We start from the raw sequence: 22713 nt of genomic DNA on the forward strand, positions 1-22713 counted from the left end.
TTCTAGATTGTTTGCGTGCTAGAGTGCTAGACCGAACGGCCTATCCCCATCTGCCCGCAAGGGCGGCATAAGCTTGAATGAATACAGCGCAGACGCTCTTATGATTGAGCGGATGGGGAACGCCTTCGGGTACGCCTTGGGACAGTAGTGGATCAGGTAAGGAAGGAGAGCTGGGCGTGCGGATCTTACAGAGAAAGCATATTGCTGCTGTTGCCATAATCGCGATTGTTGCCGTATGGATCGTCACCTCTTTTATAACGGCGGATGAGCCGGCAATCAAAGCGAAGGAACCGGCGCTAGCCGGGACGGAGGCGGACCAGCCGGAAGTTACGCCGGATACCCCATCGTCGTCAATACTTCGCTATGAACAGTATGCAGCCCGATACTCGAATGCCGTCCGTCCTGATGGAATTGGGCGGATCGAAGCGGAAGCGTTCGCGGGTACTCACGGAATGAAGGCGGAAATTCTGGATTCATTCGAGCAAGCGGCAAGCCCCGTCGTGCGGACGGAGGAATCGGGATCGATATACTGGGACATTGAAGTTCCGGAAGACGGGCTGTATCACTTCGGTTTGCGTTATTTTCCGGTTGCCGGGAACAGCTCGCCTATTGAACGGGAATTCCGGATCGATGGCGCGCTTCCGTTCGAGGAAGCGAACAGACTCGTTTTTTCTCGGGTATGGCGCAATGAACGGCCGGACATACAGCGCGACCGCAACGAGAACGACTTGCGGCCAAGGCAAGTCGAAAGTCCCAAGTGGCAGGACAAGAGCTTTAGCGATGCGGAGAGCTACTTTCAGGAGCCGTTCTCCTTTTATATGACAAAGGGCAAGCACCGGATTGAGCTGGTCTCTCTCCGCGAACCGATGGTAATCGATTATTTGCAGTTCTTTCAAGAGAAGCAGCTTCCGTCCTACGAGGAGCTTGCCGGCGGTTATGACGCGCAGGGCTACAAGGTTACGAATGACGTTATGATCAAGCTTCAAGGCGAAGATGCGCTATACAAATCGAGCCCTTCCCTGTACCCGATCAACGACCGGTCGAGTCCGGGAACGGAGCCTTACCATGTGTCGAAGATTCGGATGAATACAATCGGCGGGATCAATTGGAAAATTCCCGGTCAATGGATCACTTGGGAGACGGACATTCCCGAAGACGGCCTATACGAGATCGGTTTCCGTTATAAACAGAATCTGTCCCGTGGGGTGAACGTCGTGCGCAAGCTGTATATCGACGATCAAATCCCGTTCAAGGAAGCGGAGCACATCACCTTTCAATACGATGGCGCCTGGCAGGTCGGCGTTGCCGGCCCGGAGGAACAGCCTTACTTATTCTATCTGACCAAGGGCAAGCATGAAATCAAGCTCGAAGTGACGATGGGCGAGCTCTCGGAAGTCATTCAATCGGTACGCAAGAGCATTCAGGAACTAAACAAGCTGTATCGGCAGATTATCATGATTACCGGCACGGAGCCGGATGCCTTCCGCGACTATCAGCTGGAGAAGCTGATTCCGGGAATGACGGACATGTTTCTGAAACAGAGCAAATCGCTCGAAGCGGCGGCAGACCGCATGGACCAATTGATCGGAGGGGCAAGCGAAAGCGCCACGATTCTGCGCACGACATCCTATCAGCTGGGCGATCTCGGCAGCCGGCCGGAGACGCTGACCGACCGCCTGAAGAACTTCAAGGATAACGTAACATCGCTTGGAACGTGGCTGCTTGGCGTCAATCAACAGCCGCTTGAGCTCGATTATTTGTTCGTCAAATCGCCGGATGCCGGTACGCCCAAAGCTACGACGGGATTCTTCAGCCGCTTGAAGCATGATCTGCTTTCCTTCGCATCCTCGTTCACGGAGGATTATAACAATGTCGGAAGCGGCTTCAAGGACGACTCCGTAGTCGTGTGGGTGAACGGCGGCCGCGATCAGGCGCAGCTGATCCGCTCGATGATCGATAACTCGTTTACGCCGGAGACGGGGATCAAGATCGACCTGCAGTTGGTGGACAGCAAAGTGCTGCTGCCTTCGACCTTGGCGGGGAAAGGTCCCGATGTCGCTCTGTCGACGGGCGAGGTCGTCAACTTCGCGATGCGGCATGCGCTGGAAGATTTGTCGAAATACCCCGGCTTTGACGACGTCCGGGAGCGGTTCATGGACAGCGCCTTCGTCGGCTTCACGTACCAGAACGGAATTTTCGCTATTCCGGAGAAGCAATCTTTCCCGATGCTGTTCTACCGCAAGGACATTCTGGAGGAGCTCAAGCTGAAGGTTCCCGATTCGTGGACGGATTTGTACCATGTCATCCCCGTGCTGCAGAAGCATCATATGCAGGTCGGCATGACGCCGACGCCCGTATTCGAGATGCTCCTCTATCAGAACGGGGGCCAGTACTACAAGGATGAAGGAATGAGGACCGATCTCGATTCGTCCGTCGGAATCAAGGCGTTCAAGAAATGGACGGAGCTGTACAACAACTATAAGCTGCCGCAGGAATTCGAATTCGTGAACCGTTTCCGGACAGGCGAGATGCCGCTAGGAATCGCGGACTATACGACCTACAATACGCTGACAATCTTCGCGCCGGAAATCCGCGGGCAATGGGGCTTCGCTCCCGTACCGGGCGTGCTCGGCGAGGACGGCGAGATACACCGCGAGACGCTGTCGACGAGCATCGGAACGGTCATGTTCAAGAATACGAAAAACAAGGATGCGGCATGGAAGTTTATCGACTGGTGGACCGATACGGAAGCCCAGGCGACATTCGGCCGCGAATTGGAAGCGCTTCTCGGCGAATCCGGCCGGTATGCGGCCGCGAACATCGCAGCAATGAAACAGCTGCCTTGGTCCGCCAAGGAATACAACCAGTTAATGTCGCAATGGGAGTGGGTGCGCGGAATGCCAGATGTTCCCGGCGGGTATTCGCTGGTGCGGCATGTGCAGAACGCTTTCTATTCCGTGATCAACAGCAAGACCGATCCGAGGGAAACGCTGCTTGATTACGTGCGCACGATCAATGAAGAAATAACGATCAAGCGCAAAGAATTCAAGCTGCCGACAGCAGAGGAGAAGGGAGGGCGGTCATGAGCATGATTCCATTAAGCCGGAAACCGGGAGAACGGGTGCTGAAGCAGCCAAGAGCGTCGGTTTGGGCGAAGAAAATGAGCGAAGTGAAGCGGCACAAACACATGTATGTCATGATTGCGCCTTATTTTACGATATTTCTCATCTTCACGGTCCTCCCGGTTTTCTTGTCGCTCACGGTCAGCTTTACGAATTTCAACATGCTGGAATTTCCCGATTGGGTAGGCTGGCAAAATTACGCGAGATTGTTTATCAGAGACGATATCTTTCTGCTTGCCGTGAAGAACACGATTTATTTTGCGGCGATTACCGGTCCGATCAGTTATGTCGTTTGTTTCGTGCTGGCGTGGGTCATTAACGAGCTGTCGCCCAAGGTCAGGGCGGTGGCGACACTAGTCTTCTACGCTCCGGTATTGTCCGGCAACGCCTTCATCGTATGGACGTTATTGTTCAGCGGGGACTCTTACGGCTATATCAATGCCTTCCTGCTGAAATTCCGCTTGATCGCGGAGCCGATCTTATGGCTCAAGGATCCGCAATACATTATGACGATCATTATTATCGTGCAACTATGGCTCAGCCTCGGCACCAGCTTTCTCGCGTTTATCGCGGGCTTGCAGAGCATGGATAAGACGCTGTTCGAGGCCGGCGCGATCGACGGCATCCGCAACCGGTGGCAGGAGCTGTGGTTCATTACGCTGCCTTCGATGCGGCCCCAGCTGATGTTCGGCGCGGTTATTCAGATCACATCGTCATTTGCCGTCGCTGAAGTCGCGACAACGCTTGCCGGTTTTCCGAGCGTGCAGTACGCGGGCCATACGATTGTGACGCACTTGATGGACTATGGCAATATCCGGTTCGAGATGGGATACGCGTCTTCGATCGCAACCGTCTTGTTCGGCATTATGCTTGGCTCCAATCTGCTCGTGCAAAAGCTGCTGAAGAAGGTTGGTGATTAAGATGAGTGCCGCTGCCAAGTTATTAAGGGGCAACAAAATCAACCGGTCCCGAGCAGGCGATCTGCTGCTGTTTCTGTTCCTTGCGGCGTTAGGCTACTTTATGGCGCTGCCTCTTGTATTCGTGATCAGCAACGCTTTTAAACCGATCAACGAAATCCTGCAGTTTCCGCCGAAGTTTCTCGTACGGAACCCGAGCCTGAACAATTTTACCGACTTGTATAATTTGATGTCGGGTACATGGGTGCCGTTTACGAGATATATGTTCAACACGTTCTTCATTGCATTCATCGGAACGGCAGGCCACGTCATCATCGCATCGCTTGCCGCATACCCGCTGGCGAAGCGCAAATTTCCGGGCGTATCGGTGCTGTTCACGGTCGTCGTGCTGTCGCTGATGTTCTCCGGGACGGTAACGCAGGTGACGAACTACATGACGATGTCCTGGTTCGGCATGATCGATACGTATTGGGCGGTCATCATTCCGGCGATCGGCTCGTCGCTGGGGCTGTACCTGATGAAGCAGTTCATGGAGCAAATCCCGGATGCGCTGCTGGAAGCGGCGCAAATTGACGGGTGCAGCGAGTACCGCATTTTCTGGCGCATTGTCATGCCGGTGGTCAAGCCGGCGTGGCTGACCCTGATCATCTTCTCCTTCCAGGGCTTGTGGGGAGCCGGCGGTGCTGCCGGATCGATGTATATTTACAGCGAACAGCTGAAAACCATTGATTACGCGCTGGGTCAAATTCTTGCGGGGGGCATTATCCGCACAGGTCCGTCGATGGCGGCGACGCTGCTCATGATCAGCGTTCCGATCATCATCTTCGTCATTACGCAGAGCAATGTGCTGCAGACGATGTCCACCTCAGGCATGAAAGATTAGTGGAAAAGGAGAAGCCTATCGTGAAGCGAATACGGAAGATTGTGACGCTTTTCCTGTTCTTGCTTGCTGCGGCCGGGGCTGTGCCTGCGGCATATGCGGCCCCCTACGACGGATATAACTATTCCGACGAAGGCACGGCCGACTCGGCCCCGGTCCCTTATTTGCCGGCAAAACTGATCACCGGCGGCGGCTTGAATATCGGCTCCTTCAAAACGCCGGAGGATATGTACATTACGAAGGAAGGCCATATCTTCGTATTGGATTCAGGAAATCAGCGCGTTGTCGAGATCGATAAAGCGGGGAACGTAATGAACGTGATCGAGAGCTTCGATAACGGCGGCAGAACCGATACGTTCAAGGAGCCGCTCGGCCTCTTCGTCAGCGACCGGAACCGCCTGTTCGTGGCAGATACCGGCAATAAACGGGTCGTCGAGCTGACGACGGACGGCGAATTCATCCGCGAGATCGGCCCGCCGAAGGCGGATATTCTGCGGGCTAATTTCACCTACGTGCCGACAAAGCTCGTTGTCGATACGGCAGGACGCCTCTATGTCGTCAGCAAAGGGGTATTCGACGGCGTCATCGAGTTCGACTCGGAAGGCAATTTCACCGGATTTATCGGCGTGAATAAGGTTATGGTCGATCCGGCGGAATGGTTCTGGAAGCAGGTCTCGACCAAAGCGCAGCGGGAAGCGATGGCCTTGTTCATCCCCGTTGAATTCAACAATATCGATATCGACGAAGAGGATTTTCTATATGTGACGACGAGTGACGGCACCTCGGCGGAGCCGGTGCGGCGGCTCAATCCTTCGGGCTCCGACGTGCTGCGCCGCGAAGGCTGGTTCACGCCGTCCGGCGACATCCGCACATCGTTCAGAGGCACCAGGCAGGGGCGTTCCACGATTGTCAGCGTCGCTCCGGATAAGAACGGGATCTATAGCATCCTGGACACGAAGCGGGGGCGGATCTTCACGTACGACAAGGACGGCAAAATGATGTACCAGTTCGGCGCGCTCGGCGAGCAATTCGGGCAATTCAAGACTCCCGTGGAAGTGAGCGTGCTCGGCGACCGCATCGTTGTTCTGGATAGGGGCTTGAATCATCTGACCGTGTTCGAGCCGACGCGGTATGGGGAAGCCATCCGCAGTGCCGTCATCTATAACGACCTCGGCGAAGAGAGCAATTCCGTCAAGTGGTGGCAGGAGGCATTGAAATTAAACCGGAATCTGGAAATGGCTTACCTCGGGATCGGCAAAGGGGAGCTTGTGCAGAACAATAACTATGCGGCGATGGCAAGCTTTAAGCTCGGGACGCATCCGGTTTATTATTCCAAGGCATTCGACCGGTACCGGAAGGAATGGTTGTGGAACCACTTCCCCACCATTGCGTCTGTCAGTGTCGTCGCCATTGTGCTGCTGATCCTGGCCTTCAAGCTCATCCGGGTTCGCGATACGGAACCGGGCGTCATCCGCTCGGCTTGGCAGACGTTATTCAGACCGTTCAACGGATTCTGGGCGATGAAATACGAGCAGAAAGGCAGGGTATGGTTCACCCTTCTCATACTGCTCCTGCTCACCATCATGTCGATTTTGAGGCGCCAATATTCCGGGTTCGTCATTAATCCGGTCAACGATATGGTCGTCAACAGTCTGGATGAGCTTAAATTTATCGTGCTGCCGTTCTTCCTCTGGTGCGTGTCCAACTGGTCGATCACGACGCTCATGGACGGCGAGGGCAAGTTCAAGGAAATCGTCATGGCGACCGGTGTGGCGCTGATTCCGCTGCTGCTTGTGCAGGGACCGCTCCTCTTGTTCTCCAGAGTCATCACATTGAAGGAAGTATCCTTCTACAGTTTGATCGAATCATTCGCATACCTGTGGTTCGTCTTGCTGTTATTCATCGGTATGCTGACCGTACATCAGTACAATGTGCTGAAGACGGTCGTCACGATGCTGCTGACCTTGCTGGTCATGGGAATCATCGTCTTCCTGGGCATGCTGATGGTCAGCCTTGCGCAGCAAATATTACAGTTCGGAACGACGATATACCAAGAGATCAAGTTCCGGATCGGGGAGGGGTGAGGAAGGTGACGGCATATTGGAAACACATTCTAACCGTATCAACCCTGTTTGTTATTATTGCTGCGGTTATCGTCTATGGAACCGTCCTCGCTCCGGATCCGATCCGCTCCGGCAGCCTGCCTGCGGCGGGTAAGGATCCAGCCGCGCAGAAGAGCATACCGGTTTTTGACGAATCGGGTACGGCCGCGCCGTCTGATCTGCAGCCTCCGGCAGGCATGGATCCTGTACTGGAGAACGGGACGCTCCGGTTATTCATGAACAAGCAGACAACTGAAGTGGCGGTATTGGATAAACGAAGCGGCCAAATATGGAGATCGAATCCGGCTGACCGCGAGAAGGATCCGCTGGCAACACCGCAAATTCTGTCCAATCTATCTTCCCAGCTGCAGCTCGTCTACTTGGTCCGGAACAATCAGACGCAGAGCTATGACAGCTATACGGACAGCGTTCAGTATAAACAATTCGATATCGAGCAATCGGACAGCAGCGTTACGGTAACCTACCGGTTCGGGAGCACGGAGAAAGGAATCGAATCGATCCCGCAAAAAATCAGTAAAGCAAGATTCGAAGAGAAACTGATGAACAAGCTGAACGATGAAGGCGATAAGGAAGAGCTCGACGCCCGGTTCAAGCTGAACAAGGAGACGCAAATTTACGAGCGGCGGGAAATTCCGAAGGCTGCCCTCAAGCGGCTGATTGCGCTGTTTGAATTAGCGGGCTATACCGAGGAGGATTTGGCCGCGGACAATCAAGAAAACGGCGTGGAAGCGTCCGATGAAGGCGGAGGCGCCGCCAAATTTACCGTTCCGCTGCAATATTCGCTCGATGGCGACAGTTTGATCGCCTCGGTCGATACGACCAAGATTGAAGACGGCAAGCCGTATCGCATTCATTCGATCGGGCTGCTCGGCAGCTTCGGGGCAATGGGGCTGAGCGATCAAGGCTACATGCTTGTGCCCGACGGTTCGGGAGCGCTCATTAACCTGAACAACGGAAAGCTGCTGTCCCAGCCGCTGATCCTCCCGATCTATGGCGACGATGGGTCGATGAGCAAGACGGAGAAGGCCGTAACGGTCGAATCGAGCCGGCTGCCGGTATTCGGAATGAAACGCAGCGATGCCGCATTGTTCGGCATTATCGAGGATGGCGAGGCATTGGCCAAATTGACGGCGGATATTAGCGGCCGGCTGCATCAATACAACACGGTGAGCAGCGTCTTTACCGTATTGCCCAAAGATGTCGTACAGCTGAGCAATACGGAGCAAACGATCCGGACGCCTAATCGGATGTATCAAGGCAAGCTGCAAATCCGGTACGGCTTTCTTAACGGCGAGAAGGCGGATTATTCCAGCATGGCTGCGTATTACCGCCATTATCTCGAACAGAAATACGGCATGAAGACGATGCAGGCGAAGGGAGATGCCCCGTTCTACCTGGAGCTGCTCGGCAGCATGTCCAAGCCGGACAGTCTGCTCGGAATTCCTTACGATACGCAGGAGCCTTTAACCGATTTCGCACAGGCCAATAAGCTGCTGGACAGTCTGAACGCCCAGGACATCCGCAATATAAGAGTCAGCTATAACGGCTGGTTTAACGGCGGGCTGGAGCATCGCATTCCGACCAAGGTCAGGCACGAAAGCGTCCTCGGCACCCGCAAGGAATGGAAAGCGCTTGCCGAGCGGCTGAAGCAGGACGGCGGCGGTTTGTATCCCGATGTTTCCTTCCTTCGGGTATACCGCAAGTCGGGCTACAGCCCTTCCCGGGATGCCGCGCAGTTCCTGTCGCGGAGAATTACGAAGATCTATACGTACGATCTGGCCACCTATCAGAAGAACTATGACCTGTTCTCGCATTATAACTTGTCTCCGAATAAGCTCGGCGGTCTTATCGACGAGTTTCTGGAGGATTACCGGGACTATAATCCGGGCGCCCTGTCCCTGCACGACCTGGGCGAGGAAGTCAATTCGGACTTTACGGTCGGGGAAACGGTCGACAGGCAGCTTGCGGTACGAACCATAACCGCCGAGGCCGGACGGCTTAAGGAGGAAGCGCCGGAGCTGATGGTCAGCGGGGGCAATGCGTTCGTGCTGCCTTATGCCAGCCAACTGCTCCATGTGCCGCTGGAGAGCAACCGTTATCAGCTGGCGGACGAATCGATTCCGTTCTATCAGATGGTGCTGCACGGATATGTCGATTATGCCGGCAAGCCGTTCAATTATAACGACGATCAGAATATCCGCAAGTCGGTGCTGAAATCGCTCGAGACGGGATCGAATGTCTTTTACAGATGGATGTACAAGGATCCGGCTTCGATCAATCCCAATATTTATAAGGAGCTGTATGCGACCTATTACAAGGATTGGATGGATGAAGCGCAGCAAATCTACCGCGAGGTGAACGGCATTCTGAAGCAGGTCCGGGGGCAGCGCATGATCAAGCACGAGAAGCTGGATGAAGGCGTCTACGAGACGACTTACGAGAACGGTCTGTCCGTTATCGTCAATTACGGTTATGAAGCGGTTACGGTCGACGGCGAAACGATTGAAGCCGAGCACTATAAGGTGAAGGGGTGAATCGCACATGGCAAAGAAACGTCTGCTCAGCCTGGAGAGGAAAAAATCGATATTTGGCGTGTTGTTTATTTCCCCGTGGATAATCGGATTCTTGCTATTGATGGCCGTCCCCTTATACCAGTCGATCCGGTTCAGCTTCAGCGAATTGACCATTAACGCGACAGGCTACTCGCTTGAATACGTCGGATGGGCTAATTTCAATAAAGCGTTCTTCGTCGATACCTGGTTTAACCGGAGCTTGACGGAAGCGGTGACGAAGATGCTGCTGAACGTGCCGCTGATCATTTTCTTCAGTTTGTTCACGGCGACGCTGCTCTCGCAAAAATTCCGGGGACGGATGCTGACGCGGTCGATCATCTTCCTCCCCGTCGTGATGGCGTCGGGGGTCATCGCGGGCCTGGACGGCAGCAACTATTTGGCATCCATGATGGGCGAGGCCGCTAACGACATGGAAGGAAACTATACCGGCCTTAGCGGCTTCGACCTGATTCCTTTTCTGCTGGATGCCGGCATGAGCCGATCCGTCGTTTTCTATTTTGCCGGGGCGGTCGACCGGATCTATCAGATCGTGACGTCTTCCGGCGTCCAGATTCTCATTTTCCTGGCGGGGATTCAGTCGATTTCGCCGTCCTTGTACGAAGCCTCCAAGATGGAGGGAGCGACAGGGTATGAATCGTTCTGGAAAATTACGTTCCCGATGATGACGCCGCTTATATTAACGAACACGGTATATTCGATCGTCGACTCGTTCTACAAGAACAATGTTACGAACTACATCAAGGACATTGCGTTCCGGCAGTTGAATTTCGGTTTAAGCTCGGCGATGTCCTGGGCGTATTTTGTCTTGATCTCGATCATTCTGCTGATCTCGACAACCATCATTTCCAAGCGGGTGTTCTACTATGATTAGGCGGGAGGATACGTATGAAAGCAGCAACCCCTAACCGCGGCGCTTCAGCCGCCGCCACTGTGAGAGAGTGGAACAGCAGCTACCGGCCGGTCGATAAAGTGAAAAATGTGCTGTGGATTATAGTCCGAAGCTTTCTTCTGTTCGGGATCTGCTTCATCATTATTTACCCGATTCTGACCAAATTGTCGATCGCCTTCAAGGATCGCGCCGATATCTTCGATTCGACGATCGTCTGGATCCCCCGGCACTTTACGATGGACAATATTTACAAGGCGATCGAGCTGCTGGATTATTTCGAGGCCGTGACGAACACCTTCATTCTGAGCGCCGGAACGGCTGTGCTCCAAGTCATCTCTTGCGCGCTGGCGGGTTACGGATTTGCGAGATTGAAGTTTAAGGGCAGCAGCATCGTGTTTGCGCTGGTCGTATTCACGATCGTGATTCCGCCGCAAACGATTATGGCGCCGACCTATCTGCATTTCCGCTTCTTCGACGTATTCGGGCTGTACGGCCTGTTCACCGGCAAACCGGGCGTGAACCTGCTGGAAAGCTACTGGCCGTTCTTCATATCGTCGGCGACGGCGATGGGGATGAAGAACGGGCTGTACATCTATATATTCCGGCAATTTTTCCGGGGGCTTCCGAAGGAGCTCGAGGAAGCCGCCTATGTGGACGGAGCGGGAATCATGAAGTCGTTCTTCAAAGTCATGCTGCCCAATGCGATCCCGGCGATGGCTACCGTTGCGCTGTTCTCCTTCGTATGGCAGTGGAACGATGACTATTTCACCAACTTGTATATGGCCAATTCCGTCGTCTTGTCAAAAATGCTGTACATTCTCCCATCCAACCTCTTGGCCATCCGGGATGAGTACTCCTATGTATCCTTGCTTATCAATACCGCGACGCTTCTCGCTATTGCGCCGATCTTCCTGCTGTACCTGTTCGCGCAGCGCTATTTCGTCGAAAGCGTAGAGCGGACAGGGCTTGTGGGCTAAGATGATCTTTCTACAGACGAAGGAGTGGAACGGATGGAAACCGCACTCATTAATCGATTAAAGGCGGGATGTATCGTATCCTGCCAAGCCTTGAAGCACGAGCCGTTATTCGGCTCGGACATGATGGCGGCCATGGCCGTCGCCGCCGAGGAGGGCGGGGCCGTCGCCATTCGCGCCAATACGCCGAAGGACATCGAAGTGATTAAGAATCGCTGCTCGCTGCCGGTCATCGGATTGTACAAACGAATCTACGACAACTCCGACATTTACATTACGCCGACGATGACCGAAGTCGAGCAAATCGTATCCGCCGGCGCCGATTTCGTCGCCGTGGATGCGACCGCAAGAACGAGGCCGGACGGTCTTGCCCTGGAGGAGTTCATTCGCTCGCTGCGCGAACGATTCCCTTCGGTCGCCATCGTAGCGGATGTATCCACCTTCGAGGAAGGCGTCCGCATGATGGATTTGCAAGCCGATCTGGTGTCCACCACCTTGTCCGGCTATACGTCCTACAGCCTGCAGCAGCAGGAGCCGGATTTCGAGCTGGTGCGGCGGCTGGCCGGCTTGAAGCGGGTGCCCGTATTGGCAGAAGGCCGCATCTGGACGGCAGGCGATTGCCTTCGCTGCTTTGAAGCGGGCGCGCATGCCGTTGTGATCGGAACGGCGATTACACGGCCGCAGGAGATTACGAAGCGGTTTGTAGAAGCCATCCGGCACCGAGGGGAGGTGGATATGAACGCGCACTAGGTGCGCGAGCCGGACGTTAAGAATGTGGAAGCATGAAATAAACCATTTGAATCTGAGGAGGTAATTTGATGGTTTCTGTAAGGAAAGGACTTACCCTCATGTTAACAGTCGTTATGCTGCTTGCGCTTGCTTCGACTGCGCTGGCCAAGAAGGACGCGGAAAGCCCCAGAAATCTGGCCTCAGGCTTAAGCTATCAATTGTCGGAGGATCCTTACGAGTCCTATCCGGATTCCGGTAACGAGCTGACCGATGGCGTGAACGGGTCGTTAGACTTTATGGACCCGGCTTGGCAGGGCCATCTTCGAGGACTTACGCGGGAAGTTGTCTTTGACTTGCAGGATTATCAATCGATTCATGCCGTGAAGGCGCATTTCATTCAGGATACGGGAGTCGGCATCTTCTACCCGAATGCGGTCTCGATGTATGTGTCCGATGACGGGGTGAATTGGGCGCCGCTGAAGGACATGAATTCCGCTATCCCGCTCTGGTCGCCGGGTCCGGCAACGGATCAGAATTTTGTCTGGGACATTGCGGAAGACGGCCTGCCGAAAGACAATAAGAATGCGCAGGCGGTCTATACGCGGTATGTCAAAATAACGTTTATGACCCAGGTGTGGACCTTCATCGACGAAATCGAAATTTGGGGCGTCGACGGCAAAGCGAAGCATGCCGTCAAGCTGAAGCCGGAGCAGCCGGCTTATCTGCAGCCGGGCAAAGCGACGGACGGCATCCGCAATCTGGCGCTGCTGTATAATGGACACTATGACAGCGGAGCGGGAGACTGGACGAAGGACAACATTATCCCGTACATTAGCTATATAGACGGTCAAGGCGAGCCTGTCGACTGGTTCTACGATGGCGTGCTGTATCTTGGTTTGCGGACGCAGGACGGACAGCGGGATTTCGGCATCAATGCGAAATTCGCGGATTGGCAGTGGTATCTGGACAAGACATTTGCGGCGCAAGGCGACATGTGGCAGCTCAACGAAGCCGCCAAGGAGGTCGCGGGCAAGCTGGGCGAGGCCAAGCATAAGGTGAAGGTCGTGCTGATGGTTCCGAACCCGGGCGATGCGGTAGGGGAATTCGGGGACGTGGACGGCGACGGCGTTATGGAGAATTTCAATCCGGACCAGGTTGGCATGGAATCGGCTTATCTGGATAAGCAGAAAGCCGTGACATGGTATATGAACCAGGTCAAGCAGCGCTGGGCGGAGAAGAACTACTCCAATCTGGAATTGTCCGGCATGTATTGGCTGAACGAAGGCGCCGATCTGTACGATGCCAACGATAAGAAAATTATCCAGTACACGAGCGGGCTCGTGCATCAGGAGAAACAGAAGTTTTTCTGGATCCCCTATTTCTACGGCGGCGGCATCTTTGCTTGGGAGGAGCTGGGCTTTGACGCTGTAGCGTACCAGCCGAACTTCTTCTTCGACGAAATGGACCCTTCGCGCATCCAAGCTGCGGCGGAGCTGGCGAAGCAGTATGGCATCGGCGTGGAGATGGAGCTGGATGAACGGATGAATACCGATCCGGTGTTCAAGGAACGGTACATCCATTATTTGAACGGAGGGGTCGACTACGGTTATATGACAGGCGCGTACAAAGCTCATTATCAAGGCAACACAGCCCTGCTGGACAGCGCGAGAAGCCAAGACCCGGCCGTTCGCGAGAATTACGATCTGATGTACCAATTTGTCAAGGGAACATACGTCAAGCAGTAATGAAGGATGCAGCCGCCACTCTAGTCCAGTCCAACTAATCTTGGAAACATGCGAGGTGAGTGATACGTATGGCCGGAATCCGGTTTTTCTCAGCAAAGTTTGAAATGCGGGAGAATATGTCTTGCAAGCTGTATAAAATCGATGAGACATTCGGAAGTATTGAACTGCCTCATGCTCATGATTATGTGCAAATCTGGTATGTGAGCAAGGGAACGTTCAAACACATCATTCAAGGCCGTGAGTACACTATGATGAAGGGAAGCATGTTTGTCGTTCCGCCCTATGCCGTGCACAGCTTTGAATTCGACACCGACAAGCTGGAAATCTACGGGTGCGAATTTCAGCCGGAATTTATCGACTATCCGTTCCGGATAAGCCAACTGAACGAAATACCGAAATTGCCGTTATCGGGCGCTAATGTACACCGGATTCAAACGCTATTTCAAGATATGGTGGAGGAGTACGAGGGATTCAAGGACTATTACGAATTTGTGCTGAAAGGCAGCTTGCTCAAGCTGTTGTCCTACATTATCCGGGAAACCGGGCAGAATAATGCCTCCCTGCAGGAGGATAAGTCAGGCAAGTATTGGCCCAATATTAATCGGGCGGTTGAATATATCCAGAAGCATTACGACGAAGAAATCCGGTTGGAGCACATTTGCAAATATTCCAAAATATCAAAAACGTATTTTTGCCATTTGTTTAAATCGTTTACCGGAAAAACGTTCAACGATTACTTAAACGACGTGCGAATCAATAAATCGACCGAATTTCTGCTCCGGTCCGACTTGACCGTGACCGATGTGTGCTATGGCGTCGGTTTTAACGATTTGACTTATTTTTCGAAGACGTTCAAGAAGTACACCGGCGTATCGCCATCCATCTACAAGAAGAATGCCCAAAGCACCGGGTAGCTCCCAATCCTACAAGAATCACCCATTCATGCGATGGGTGATTCTTGCTGTGAAACGATACCGGGATGCCGCCGGAGCAGCTATCTCCCGCCTCTGATAGCGTCTTTACTTCCATATATCCTGTCGAAACCTGATTTGCCGTAATGTAAATATTTGGTAAGTGTTAGAGAGGGATGTCGAAGTGGCCAGGACGTTTGTCACCGGCATTTTATTTCATCTCTACTCGTGATATCGTTAGGGCACAAGGAAGGACAGCACTCAAATATCGAACCCGTTCAGGGTTGAAATTGTAAGATAGCTTGTACAACAACAAGTGGAATCCGACTGCTGTTCGATTTAACAGGGAACGGACTTGAGATCCGTTAATGTATTATTCAAGGTCGTTTTGCGAGTGTTGCGGACATGAGAGTCTTTATTTGTGCCATAATGCCCCTAAATGGATGGGGCTGGGGCGCATAACGGCTTTGGTGTCCGCTGCTGTCGTAAATCGGCCTATATTCAGCGAATAGCGAATCCTATGTCCATATAATACGTGCAGTAGCTCCAATAACTACGCAGTACTCACACACTAACGGTAAGAAGCTTGGAAACGTCCACGGCGGCAATCTCGGAGCATTCTTAGTGTGGACAATCACAAGGGGAGGAATGACGGGGGATCAGCTTTCATGCAGCGCCGCTGACCAAGCAGCCGTTATTCGACATTGTCATCCTATTCACCCGATAAATAGTGTCGTCTGCGGGTCCCCTGTGAGAAGTTCTATTGACTATTTTGATATACCATCTATTATTCATTATATAGGCGGGTTTCTCCCGATAATCTATGATGGACATGCCCTATAATAGAGCATCATGATAGTTATCCATGCGAGACTACTAGCGTATTAAGTCATTGGAGAAGGGCAGAGGATGGATAATGGCGGGCAGATCGATTAACATGTCCCGATTGAAGCTTCAATTGGATCCTACAGCCAGACATAATTACAGGATCGATGCGATCGCTTCCGTACTGTTCAGTATGTTCAACGTGGTTTTCAACCAATTTTACATTCCGATGGCGATTCGTGAAGGCGCTACGAATTTGCAGGTTGGCCTGCTTGCTGCGGCGCCCGCAATCGGTCTGCTGTTCTCCCCGCTCTGGGCGGCTCAAATTGAGAGATCCAATCCGAAGCCGTATATGATTATTCCGAACCTGATTGGCCGGGCACTTATCCTGCTCCCGGCTTTCTTCGGCGTTCCGCTCGTTTACGTGGCGGCTGCGCTCGTCTTCCAGATCTTAATGGGCATACAAGCCCCTGCATACGCAGCCATGATTACGCGCGTATATCCCGCGAAGCATCGCGGCAAGCTGATGGCGAATGTCCGCATTATGATGGGGGCGCTGATGATCCCCATGGCCTTCCTGGTCGGAAGCTGGATGGACGTTTCTGGCCCTTCCGGGCCGCTGATGGTTGCCTCCATTACGGGAGTCATTTCGATTCTCGTCTTCTCGAAGCTGCGGGAGGGCGGAGGAACGGAGCCTGTTCCTGCCCCGGCGGCCAAACGTGCTTCGCTGAGAGAGCAGATGACGGTAATCAAGCAGAACCGCGAACTGGGCATCTTCCTGCTCGCCACCTTCTTCTCCGGCTTCGGCAATATATTGGCTAATCCGCTCTATCAAATCATTCAGGTGGATCGCCTGCAATTGAGCAATTTGGAAATCGGCTATGCGCGCGCCACTTACTATGCATGCTTATTAATCAGTTACTTCGTGATCGGATGGGTTATCGACCGTTTCTCGGCCAAGCATACGATGGTCTACGGGATTGCGGCCTTCGCCGTCGTTCCGATGTTATATGCGTTCTTCGGCAATTACTCCGCCGTATTGGTCGGCAGCGGGATTCAAGGGATCGGGGATGCGATCTGGGATATCGGCATTCTCGCCTATGTGTTCCGTCTGGCGCCTGGACGGGAAGCCGTCGTCTTCGGCCTGCATCTGATGCTGTTCGGTATCCGCGGAACGATCGCGCCGATTCTCAGTACGGTACTCGTGGACAGCGTATCGCTGACCGTGCTGTTGACCAGCGCTTCGATTATCGGCTGGATCGGGGTGCTTGTCTTTGTCCTGGGCGGCAGAGCCGGTTCCAGATCCGGACTTCTGGAACCGCGGTGACCGCTTCGCGCACAGATGGTTATAGGTGGCATAATCAAGGGGCTGTTCGTGGGTTGCCCATACCCATGGACAGCCCCTTGGCGCTTAATATCGGATGAAGGGGCTGCTTGCTACGCTGCCCTAATCCCTTATAATGGAGATAACATGAAGCAGCCGGATGTCGGCAGCATGCAAGGGGAGGGATTGGGTGAAATTCTCCTTTGATTTTTTGTATCACACGGTAAGGGGAGAGCGGACTCATATCGACGATCACAGTCATGCCAACTATGAACTGGTTTATTATGTGAGCGGGACCGGGACGACGAAGATCGGAGACATCCCGTATCGTTATTCCGACGGCACCTTCACCATTATCCAGCCCGGCTGTAAGCATGATGAATACCGTGAGACCGATACGGAGGTCATCTTCATCTGTTTCTATTACGACAATGAACGCGTTCGGTTCGAGAATGGACTGTATGAGGATAAGGAAGGAACGATCCGGGGGATATTGAAGCAGATGCTGGATGAGCTGGGCAGCAAGGACAATTATTACGATATGGCTCTGCACGGCCTGTTGTGCCAATTGATCGCGGCTTCCGCAAGGCTCATGAAGGGCCTGCCCAAGCAAGAAACGAGCGATAAGGTCACCTACGCCAAAAAATATATGGAGCAGTACTGTACCGAAAAGATTGACATGGTTGCCCTGGCGAACAGTCTCGGGTACAGCTATGATCATTTTCGTCATTTCTTCAAGGAGAAAACGGGTTATTCGCCGACCCAGTTTATGATCCGCAACCGGCTGGAGCAGGCCAAACGGATGCTGCTTGATACCGATAAGACGGCAACTGAGGTTGCGCTGGAATGCGGCTTCAGCAATGCTCCACAGTTCAGTATGATGTTCAAGAAAGATACCGGAAGCTCGCCCAAGGCTTACCGGGAACATTTTTTGCTCCAAAATCTATAAACATACCGCCAGAAACGGATAGTCTCTCTGCGGCTTCGTTGTGTAGGATAAGGTCAAGGGCTCGCGCTGGTTAGAGATAGCCGATATAAGCTGACGAGCCGTTAGGTTGAAAGGATGAATAAGGTATGATTACGCCGCGAATTACGGTGGTAGGCAGTTTGAACATGGATATCGTCGTTTCGATGAAACGGATGCCCAAGATTGGCGAGACGATCCATGGCGAAGAGGTACATTATATTCCAGGCGGCAAAGGCGCCAACCAGGCGCTGGGCTGCGCCCGCCTGACGGCGGATACCCGAATGATCGGCTGCGTCGGACAAGATATGTTCGGCGAGACGCTGCTGCAGCAGATGAAGGATAACGGCATCGGGCTTGACGGGCTGGAGGCTGTTCAAGGACGGATGACCGGGACGGCGCACATTTCGCATACGCCCGATAACAACTGTATCGTGGTCGTACCCGGCGCCAACGAATCGTGCACGGCCGCTTACGTGAGGGAGCGCAAGGTAGCGATCCAGACCGCCAATATTGTGATGGCGCAGCTGGAAGTGCCGCTGGAAGCCGTTATGGAGGCGTTCACGCTGGCCAAGAGCGGCGGGGCGCTTACGATCCTGAACCCGGCACCGGCCAGGCCGCTGCCAGAAGGGCTGCTGCAATTGACCGATTACATGACGCCAAATGAGACCGAATGGGAGCTGATTAGCGGCACGGATGACCAGGATGAGAATCGGCTTGCTTCATCCATCGCCGAATTTCAGAACCGGTACGGCTGCAACGTTATCGTAACGCGCGGTGAGAAAGGGGCGTCTTATACGGTTGACGGCAAGCTCGCAACGTTTCGGGCGCCTGCAGTAAAGCCGGTCGATACGACCGGCGCCGGGGATTCCTTCAATGCGGCTCTGGCCTTTGCGCTAGCGCAGGGCAAGCCTATGCATGACGCGGTTTCATTTGCCGTAACGGCAGCTTCCCTATCCGTGCAGAAATTCGGAGCACAGGACGGCATGCCGACACTGGAAGAGGTACTCGGAACTCAGAGCAGCGATTAGAGGCGGCATATTGCTGCTTCTTCTTTTTGTTATATCGTTCTATTCGCTTGCCGACGTTGAATGAAATCCATCGCCAACTTATATAAGAAGAAAGCCAGTTTGTAATAGTGTCAAGCTCTGCAAGCGCATAGAATAGGGAGGGTATCTAAGAGGAGAGGGGAATATACTTATGCCGATGCAATTTCCAATCATATCCGATGAAGTCCGTCTTCGCCGTTTGCGGCCGCCGTCCGGCCGGATCAACATGGTGCTCGATACCGACACTTACAATGAGATCGACGATCAGTTCGCGCTGGTATACGCGCTGCTGTCCAAGGAGCGGATTAACCTTCAGGCCGTATATGCCGCGCCATTCTTCAATGATCTGTCGGAAGGTCCGAAGGACGGGATGGAGAAGAGCTATGATGAAATCATCCGCATCCTGACGCGTATGAATGTGCCGGCGGACGGGTTTGTCTTCCGCGGATCCGACCGTTATCTGCCGGACAAGGAGCAGCCGGTAGAGAGCGAAGCGGTGCGCGACCTGATCGCCAAGGCGCTTGCCGCGCCGGACGATGAACCGCTCTATGTGGTTGCAATCGGCGCGATTACGAATGTGGCATCCGCCATTCTGCTGGAGCCGCGCATCATCGAGAAAATCGTTGTCGTATGGCTGGGCGGGAATGCCTTGGACTGGAACGATGCCAGGGAGTTTAATCTGATTCAGGATGTGCCGGCTGCGCAAGTCATCTTCAATTGCGGCGTCCCGGCCGTGCTTGTGCCTTGTATGGGGGTCGCCTCTCATCTGCATACGACGCTTCCGGAGGTTGACCGCTATGTGAGGGGACAAGGGGCAATCGGCGATTTCCTGGCAGAGCGGTATGAAGGCTGCAGCAGCGATCATTTTGCATACTCCCGCGTGATCTGGGATATCTCTGTCGTCGCATGGCTGATCGATGCCAGCTGGATTCCGACGACGCTCGTGAACAGCCCCGTATTGACCGACCAGGTGACGTGGAGCCGCGACACATCCCGGCACCTCATTCGCTCGGCGCATTACGCCCATCGGGACCCGGTCTTCAGAGACTTATTCAGCAAGCTGGCGCATTTCGCGGCACAAACCGGTTCAGGGCAGGAACAGCTCACTCGCTCATAACCGTGCTGCACCTGTACAGACTGCTCTGCATAATCTGGCATAAGCAAGCCCGTATCGCTCACTCGCGCATACGGGCTTGTTATTTTCATATGAACAGTCACCGTATGAAGCCTATACGCTGCTTGCAGTTTTGGAGAAGAAGGTTTTCAATGCTTTGTATACCTCGCTCTTCTCCCGAATGATCGCGTACAGAAACTTCTTATTGCCGATATGTTTATAAGCCGACATTAGCGTGCTGCTCCTGTTATACTGATTGACTTCTCCATAGCCGAACAAATTGGACCGCTTCATGAGCTCCTCAATCAGCCTCACGCATTTCTCGTTATCGGAGGTGAGGTTGTCGCCGTCCGAGAAGTGGAAGGGGTAGATGTTCCAATTCGCGGTAGGGTACCGGCTGTCGATAATGTCCAGCGCTTTCTGATAGGCCGAGGAGCAGATGGTCCCGCCGCTCTCGCCGCGTGTGAAGAACTCCTCTTCCGTCACTTCCTTCGCTTCCGTATGATGGGCGATGAAGACCATCTCGACATGCTCATATTTGCGTCTTAGAAATTTGCTCATCCAGAAAAAGAAGCTGCGGGCGCAGTATTTCTCGAATGAACCCATACTGCCCGAAGTGTCCATCAGCGCGAGTACGACTGCATTGGACTCGGGCTTGATGACCTCCTGCCAGGTTTTGAAACGCAAATCGTCAGGCGATATGCCGCCGATCCCCGATTTTCCCGCATTGGCGTTGCGCCGCAGGTTTTCGATAAGGGTTCGCTTCTTGTCCAGGTTGGACATGATGCCTTTCTTGCGAATATCCTGGAATACGATATCGGTCGTCTGCACCTGCTCTTTCTGCTTCTGCTCCAGGTTGGGGAGCTCGAGCTCTTCGAACAGCATATCCTCCAATTCAGCCATGCTGATCTCGGTTTCCATATAATCTTCCCCGGGCTGATCGCCGGCGCCTTGGCCTTTCCCGGGCCCGCTCTTCGACTCCTGCGGGTCAACTCCGAGCACATCGCCGACTTGCGTATCGCCGTCGCCTTGTCCGACGTGCTGCTTCTTGTTGTGATTATAGACGAAACGGTATTCGTCGATGCTCTTGATCGGTACTTTGATCGTACGCTTGCCATTGGACAATACGATGCTCTCGTCGGTAACGATATCCGGAAGATTCTGCTTGATGGCTTCGCGTACCTTCTCCTGATGCCGGGTTTGATCCGTATATCCTTTGCGGTGCAAAGTCCAATCTTCACGGGATACGATGAATAACGGTTCTGTCATGCTGGTTCACCCCAATTTTCGTATCGTTGATTTGCTATACATCACCAGCCGGCGGGTGGCATATCGGACAAGCCTCTTGGCGCTAATACGGTTGTTAAACATTGTATTCAAGTCCGGGACGGTTATGTGAAGCAAATGTGCCTGTTAAGGTTGTTTCACCGCCTTATGCTGACGCGCCTACGCAAAAAAATCCACATGACGCAGGCCGTCATGCGGATTCAAATCAGTGACGAAGCTATGCAGCGCTATATGGCCGATTGGAATATTCCGAGAAGGAACAATCCGCCTGTTCCCACAACGAGCAGCCCGTTCAGGACGATGCCGACGATGGCGAACGCTTTGCGGCGGTCTTTCATGCATGCTCCGACAATGCCCAGAACAAGCCCTATGAAGGAGAGCCCCAGACTGCCAAGAAGGAAGAGTCCGGAGAGGATAAGCGATACGTTGGCACTGACCGCTTCGGCATCTATGACAGGCTTGCCGTCTTCGGTAATGTAGTCCATAATGGAAGAGGTCACGACAACCATGCATACGATGAACGTTATTATACTGACAAGTCCGATAATGAATGAAGCGATGCCGAGTCCCGAGATTTTCTTCGGCTGTTCGGTCATGGCAGGCTCAGGAATAGGGCGGAAGCCGTCCGGGTGATTATGGGTGTTGTTCTCATATTCGTTCATGGAATCGAACTCCTTTTACCTATATTGTGGTTATGTTCCGGTATGAGGCTGCAGCTGTTCTCGTATGATTGTAACCGATTTGTTCCTGGATAAGAAAGACTTATTTGTACCGCAAAGCTTGAAAGTAATATTAATCGATATAAGTTGAACGGAAGAAAGATACGACGAGTGTTCGAAACACGGGTTCAGCTTATACGCATACATCGAGGGAGGCGTATCGAGAATGTTTTCAAGAACAGGTACATACGGCGCCGTTCATGCCCTGCTCGCTGTGGCATTAGGCGCATTTGCCGCACACGGTCTCAAGGGGAAGATTGCGGCGGATATGCTGGAGGTATTCGAAACCGGGGTGCGTTACCATATGTACCACGGTCTCGGTCTGCTTATTCTCGCGCTGATTGCGGAGCGCATCGGTACGAGCAAGCGAATGCTGTGGGCAGGACGCCTGATGCATGCGGGCATCTTCCTGTTTTCCGGCAGCCTCTACGCGCTCAGCTTAACCGGCATCAAGGCGTTCGGCCCGATCACGCCGCTCGGAGGCGTAGCCTTTATCGCGGCATGGGCGCTTACGGCCATGTCGCTCTGGAAGTCAGGCAGCCGCTGATCCTACAGCTCGCCTTGCATC

At 53.4% G+C, this 22713-nt stretch carries 17 protein-coding genes; 15 read left to right on the forward strand and 2 right to left on the reverse strand.

The annotated features are described in order from the left end of the window. Window positions 1–176: 176 nt before the first annotated feature. The 14 genes from L1F29_RS08445 to L1F29_RS08510 all read left to right on the forward strand — a co-directional run bounded on the left by L1F29_RS08445 (window position 177) and on the right by L1F29_RS08510 (window position 20142). The gene (locus L1F29_RS08445; protein WP_258387886.1) at window positions 177–3086 is read left to right on the forward strand and encodes an extracellular solute-binding protein; all 2910 of its coding nucleotides are present in this window, start codon (window positions 177–179) and stop codon (window positions 3084–3086) included. A gap of 2 nt (window positions 3087–3088) precedes the next feature. Beyond that, a complete protein-coding gene (locus L1F29_RS08450) occupies window positions 3089–4042 on the forward strand; it encodes a carbohydrate ABC transporter permease (RefSeq protein WP_373876532.1) in 954 nt (317 codons plus the stop codon). 1 nt (window position 4043) lies between these two features. Then, window positions 4044–4922, forward strand: a complete 879-nt coding sequence (locus tag L1F29_RS08455) for a carbohydrate ABC transporter permease (protein ID WP_258387888.1) — start codon at window positions 4044–4046, stop codon at window positions 4920–4922. A 20-nt stretch (window positions 4923–4942) separates the two neighbouring features. Continuing rightward, on the forward strand, window positions 4943–7003 hold the full coding sequence (locus tag L1F29_RS08460; protein WP_258387889.1) for a YIP1 family protein: 2061 nt from the start codon (window positions 4943–4945) through the stop codon (window positions 7001–7003). 5 nt (window positions 7004–7008) lie between these two features. After that, the gene (locus L1F29_RS08465) at window positions 7009–9576 is read left to right on the forward strand and encodes a DUF5696 domain-containing protein (RefSeq protein ID WP_258387890.1); all 2568 of its coding nucleotides are present in this window, start codon (window positions 7009–7011) and stop codon (window positions 9574–9576) included. Between the two features lie 7 nt (window positions 9577–9583). Next, the gene (locus L1F29_RS08470; RefSeq protein ID WP_258387891.1) at window positions 9584–10486 is read left to right on the forward strand and encodes a carbohydrate ABC transporter permease; all 903 of its coding nucleotides are present in this window, start codon (window positions 9584–9586) and stop codon (window positions 10484–10486) included. Window positions 10487–10500: 14 nt separating this feature from the next. Next, the gene (locus L1F29_RS08475; RefSeq protein WP_258387892.1) at window positions 10501–11481 is read left to right on the forward strand and encodes a carbohydrate ABC transporter permease; all 981 of its coding nucleotides are present in this window, start codon (window positions 10501–10503) and stop codon (window positions 11479–11481) included. Between the two features lie 33 nt (window positions 11482–11514). Beyond that, on the forward strand, window positions 11515–12228 hold the full coding sequence (locus L1F29_RS08480) for an N-acetylmannosamine-6-phosphate 2-epimerase (RefSeq protein WP_258387893.1): 714 nt from the start codon (window positions 11515–11517) through the stop codon (window positions 12226–12228). A 68-nt stretch (window positions 12229–12296) separates the two neighbouring features. Then, entirely contained in the window at window positions 12297–13952 is a 1656-nt protein-coding gene (locus L1F29_RS08485; protein WP_258387894.1) for a DUF4855 domain-containing protein, read from the forward strand. A 116-nt stretch (window positions 13953–14068) separates the two neighbouring features. Further along, on the forward strand, window positions 14069–14866 hold the full coding sequence (locus L1F29_RS08490) for an AraC family transcriptional regulator (protein ID WP_258387895.1): 798 nt from the start codon (window positions 14069–14071) through the stop codon (window positions 14864–14866). A 913-nt stretch (window positions 14867–15779) separates the two neighbouring features. After that, window positions 15780–17015, forward strand: coding sequence for an MFS transporter (locus L1F29_RS08495; RefSeq protein WP_258387896.1), 1236 nt, complete (start codon window positions 15780–15782; stop codon window positions 17013–17015). A 187-nt stretch (window positions 17016–17202) separates the two neighbouring features. Next, on the forward strand, window positions 17203–17961 hold the full coding sequence (locus L1F29_RS08500; protein WP_258387897.1) for an AraC family transcriptional regulator: 759 nt from the start codon (window positions 17203–17205) through the stop codon (window positions 17959–17961). A gap of 125 nt (window positions 17962–18086) precedes the next feature. After that, on the forward strand, window positions 18087–19007 hold the full coding sequence (gene rbsK, locus L1F29_RS08505) for a ribokinase (RefSeq protein WP_258387898.1): 921 nt from the start codon (window positions 18087–18089) through the stop codon (window positions 19005–19007). 169 nt (window positions 19008–19176) lie between these two features. After that, window positions 19177–20142: a nucleoside hydrolase gene (locus tag L1F29_RS08510; protein WP_309252388.1), complete on the forward strand. Its 966-nt coding sequence runs from the start codon at window positions 19177–19179 to the stop codon at window positions 20140–20142. A 111-nt stretch (window positions 20143–20253) separates the two neighbouring features. Here the strand turns inward: L1F29_RS08510 and yhbH are convergent, their stop codons facing one another. Together yhbH and L1F29_RS08520 are read right to left on the reverse strand one after the other, a co-directional pair. Further along, window positions 20254–21408 carry a sporulation protein YhbH gene (gene yhbH / locus L1F29_RS08515; protein ID WP_258387899.1) on the reverse strand — a complete coding sequence of 385 codons (1155 nt, stop codon included), beginning with the start codon at window positions 21406–21408 and terminating at the stop codon, window positions 20254–20256. 245 nt (window positions 21409–21653) lie between these two features. After that, the gene (locus L1F29_RS08520) at window positions 21654–22088 is read right to left on the reverse strand and encodes a hypothetical protein (protein WP_258387900.1); all 435 of its coding nucleotides are present in this window, start codon (window positions 22086–22088) and stop codon (window positions 21654–21656) included. A 223-nt stretch (window positions 22089–22311) separates the two neighbouring features. On the opposite strand from L1F29_RS08520, the gene L1F29_RS08525 reads away from it, so the two are divergent. After that, window positions 22312–22692 carry a DUF423 domain-containing protein gene (locus L1F29_RS08525; RefSeq protein WP_258387901.1) on the forward strand — a complete coding sequence of 127 codons (381 nt, stop codon included), beginning with the start codon at window positions 22312–22314 and terminating at the stop codon, window positions 22690–22692. Window positions 22693–22713: the final 21 nt, after the last annotated feature.

Origin of the sequence: Paenibacillus spongiae (assembly GCF_024734895.1) — a bacterium.
GTDB lineage: Bacteria > Bacillota > Bacilli > Paenibacillales > Paenibacillaceae > Paenibacillus_Z > Paenibacillus_Z spongiae.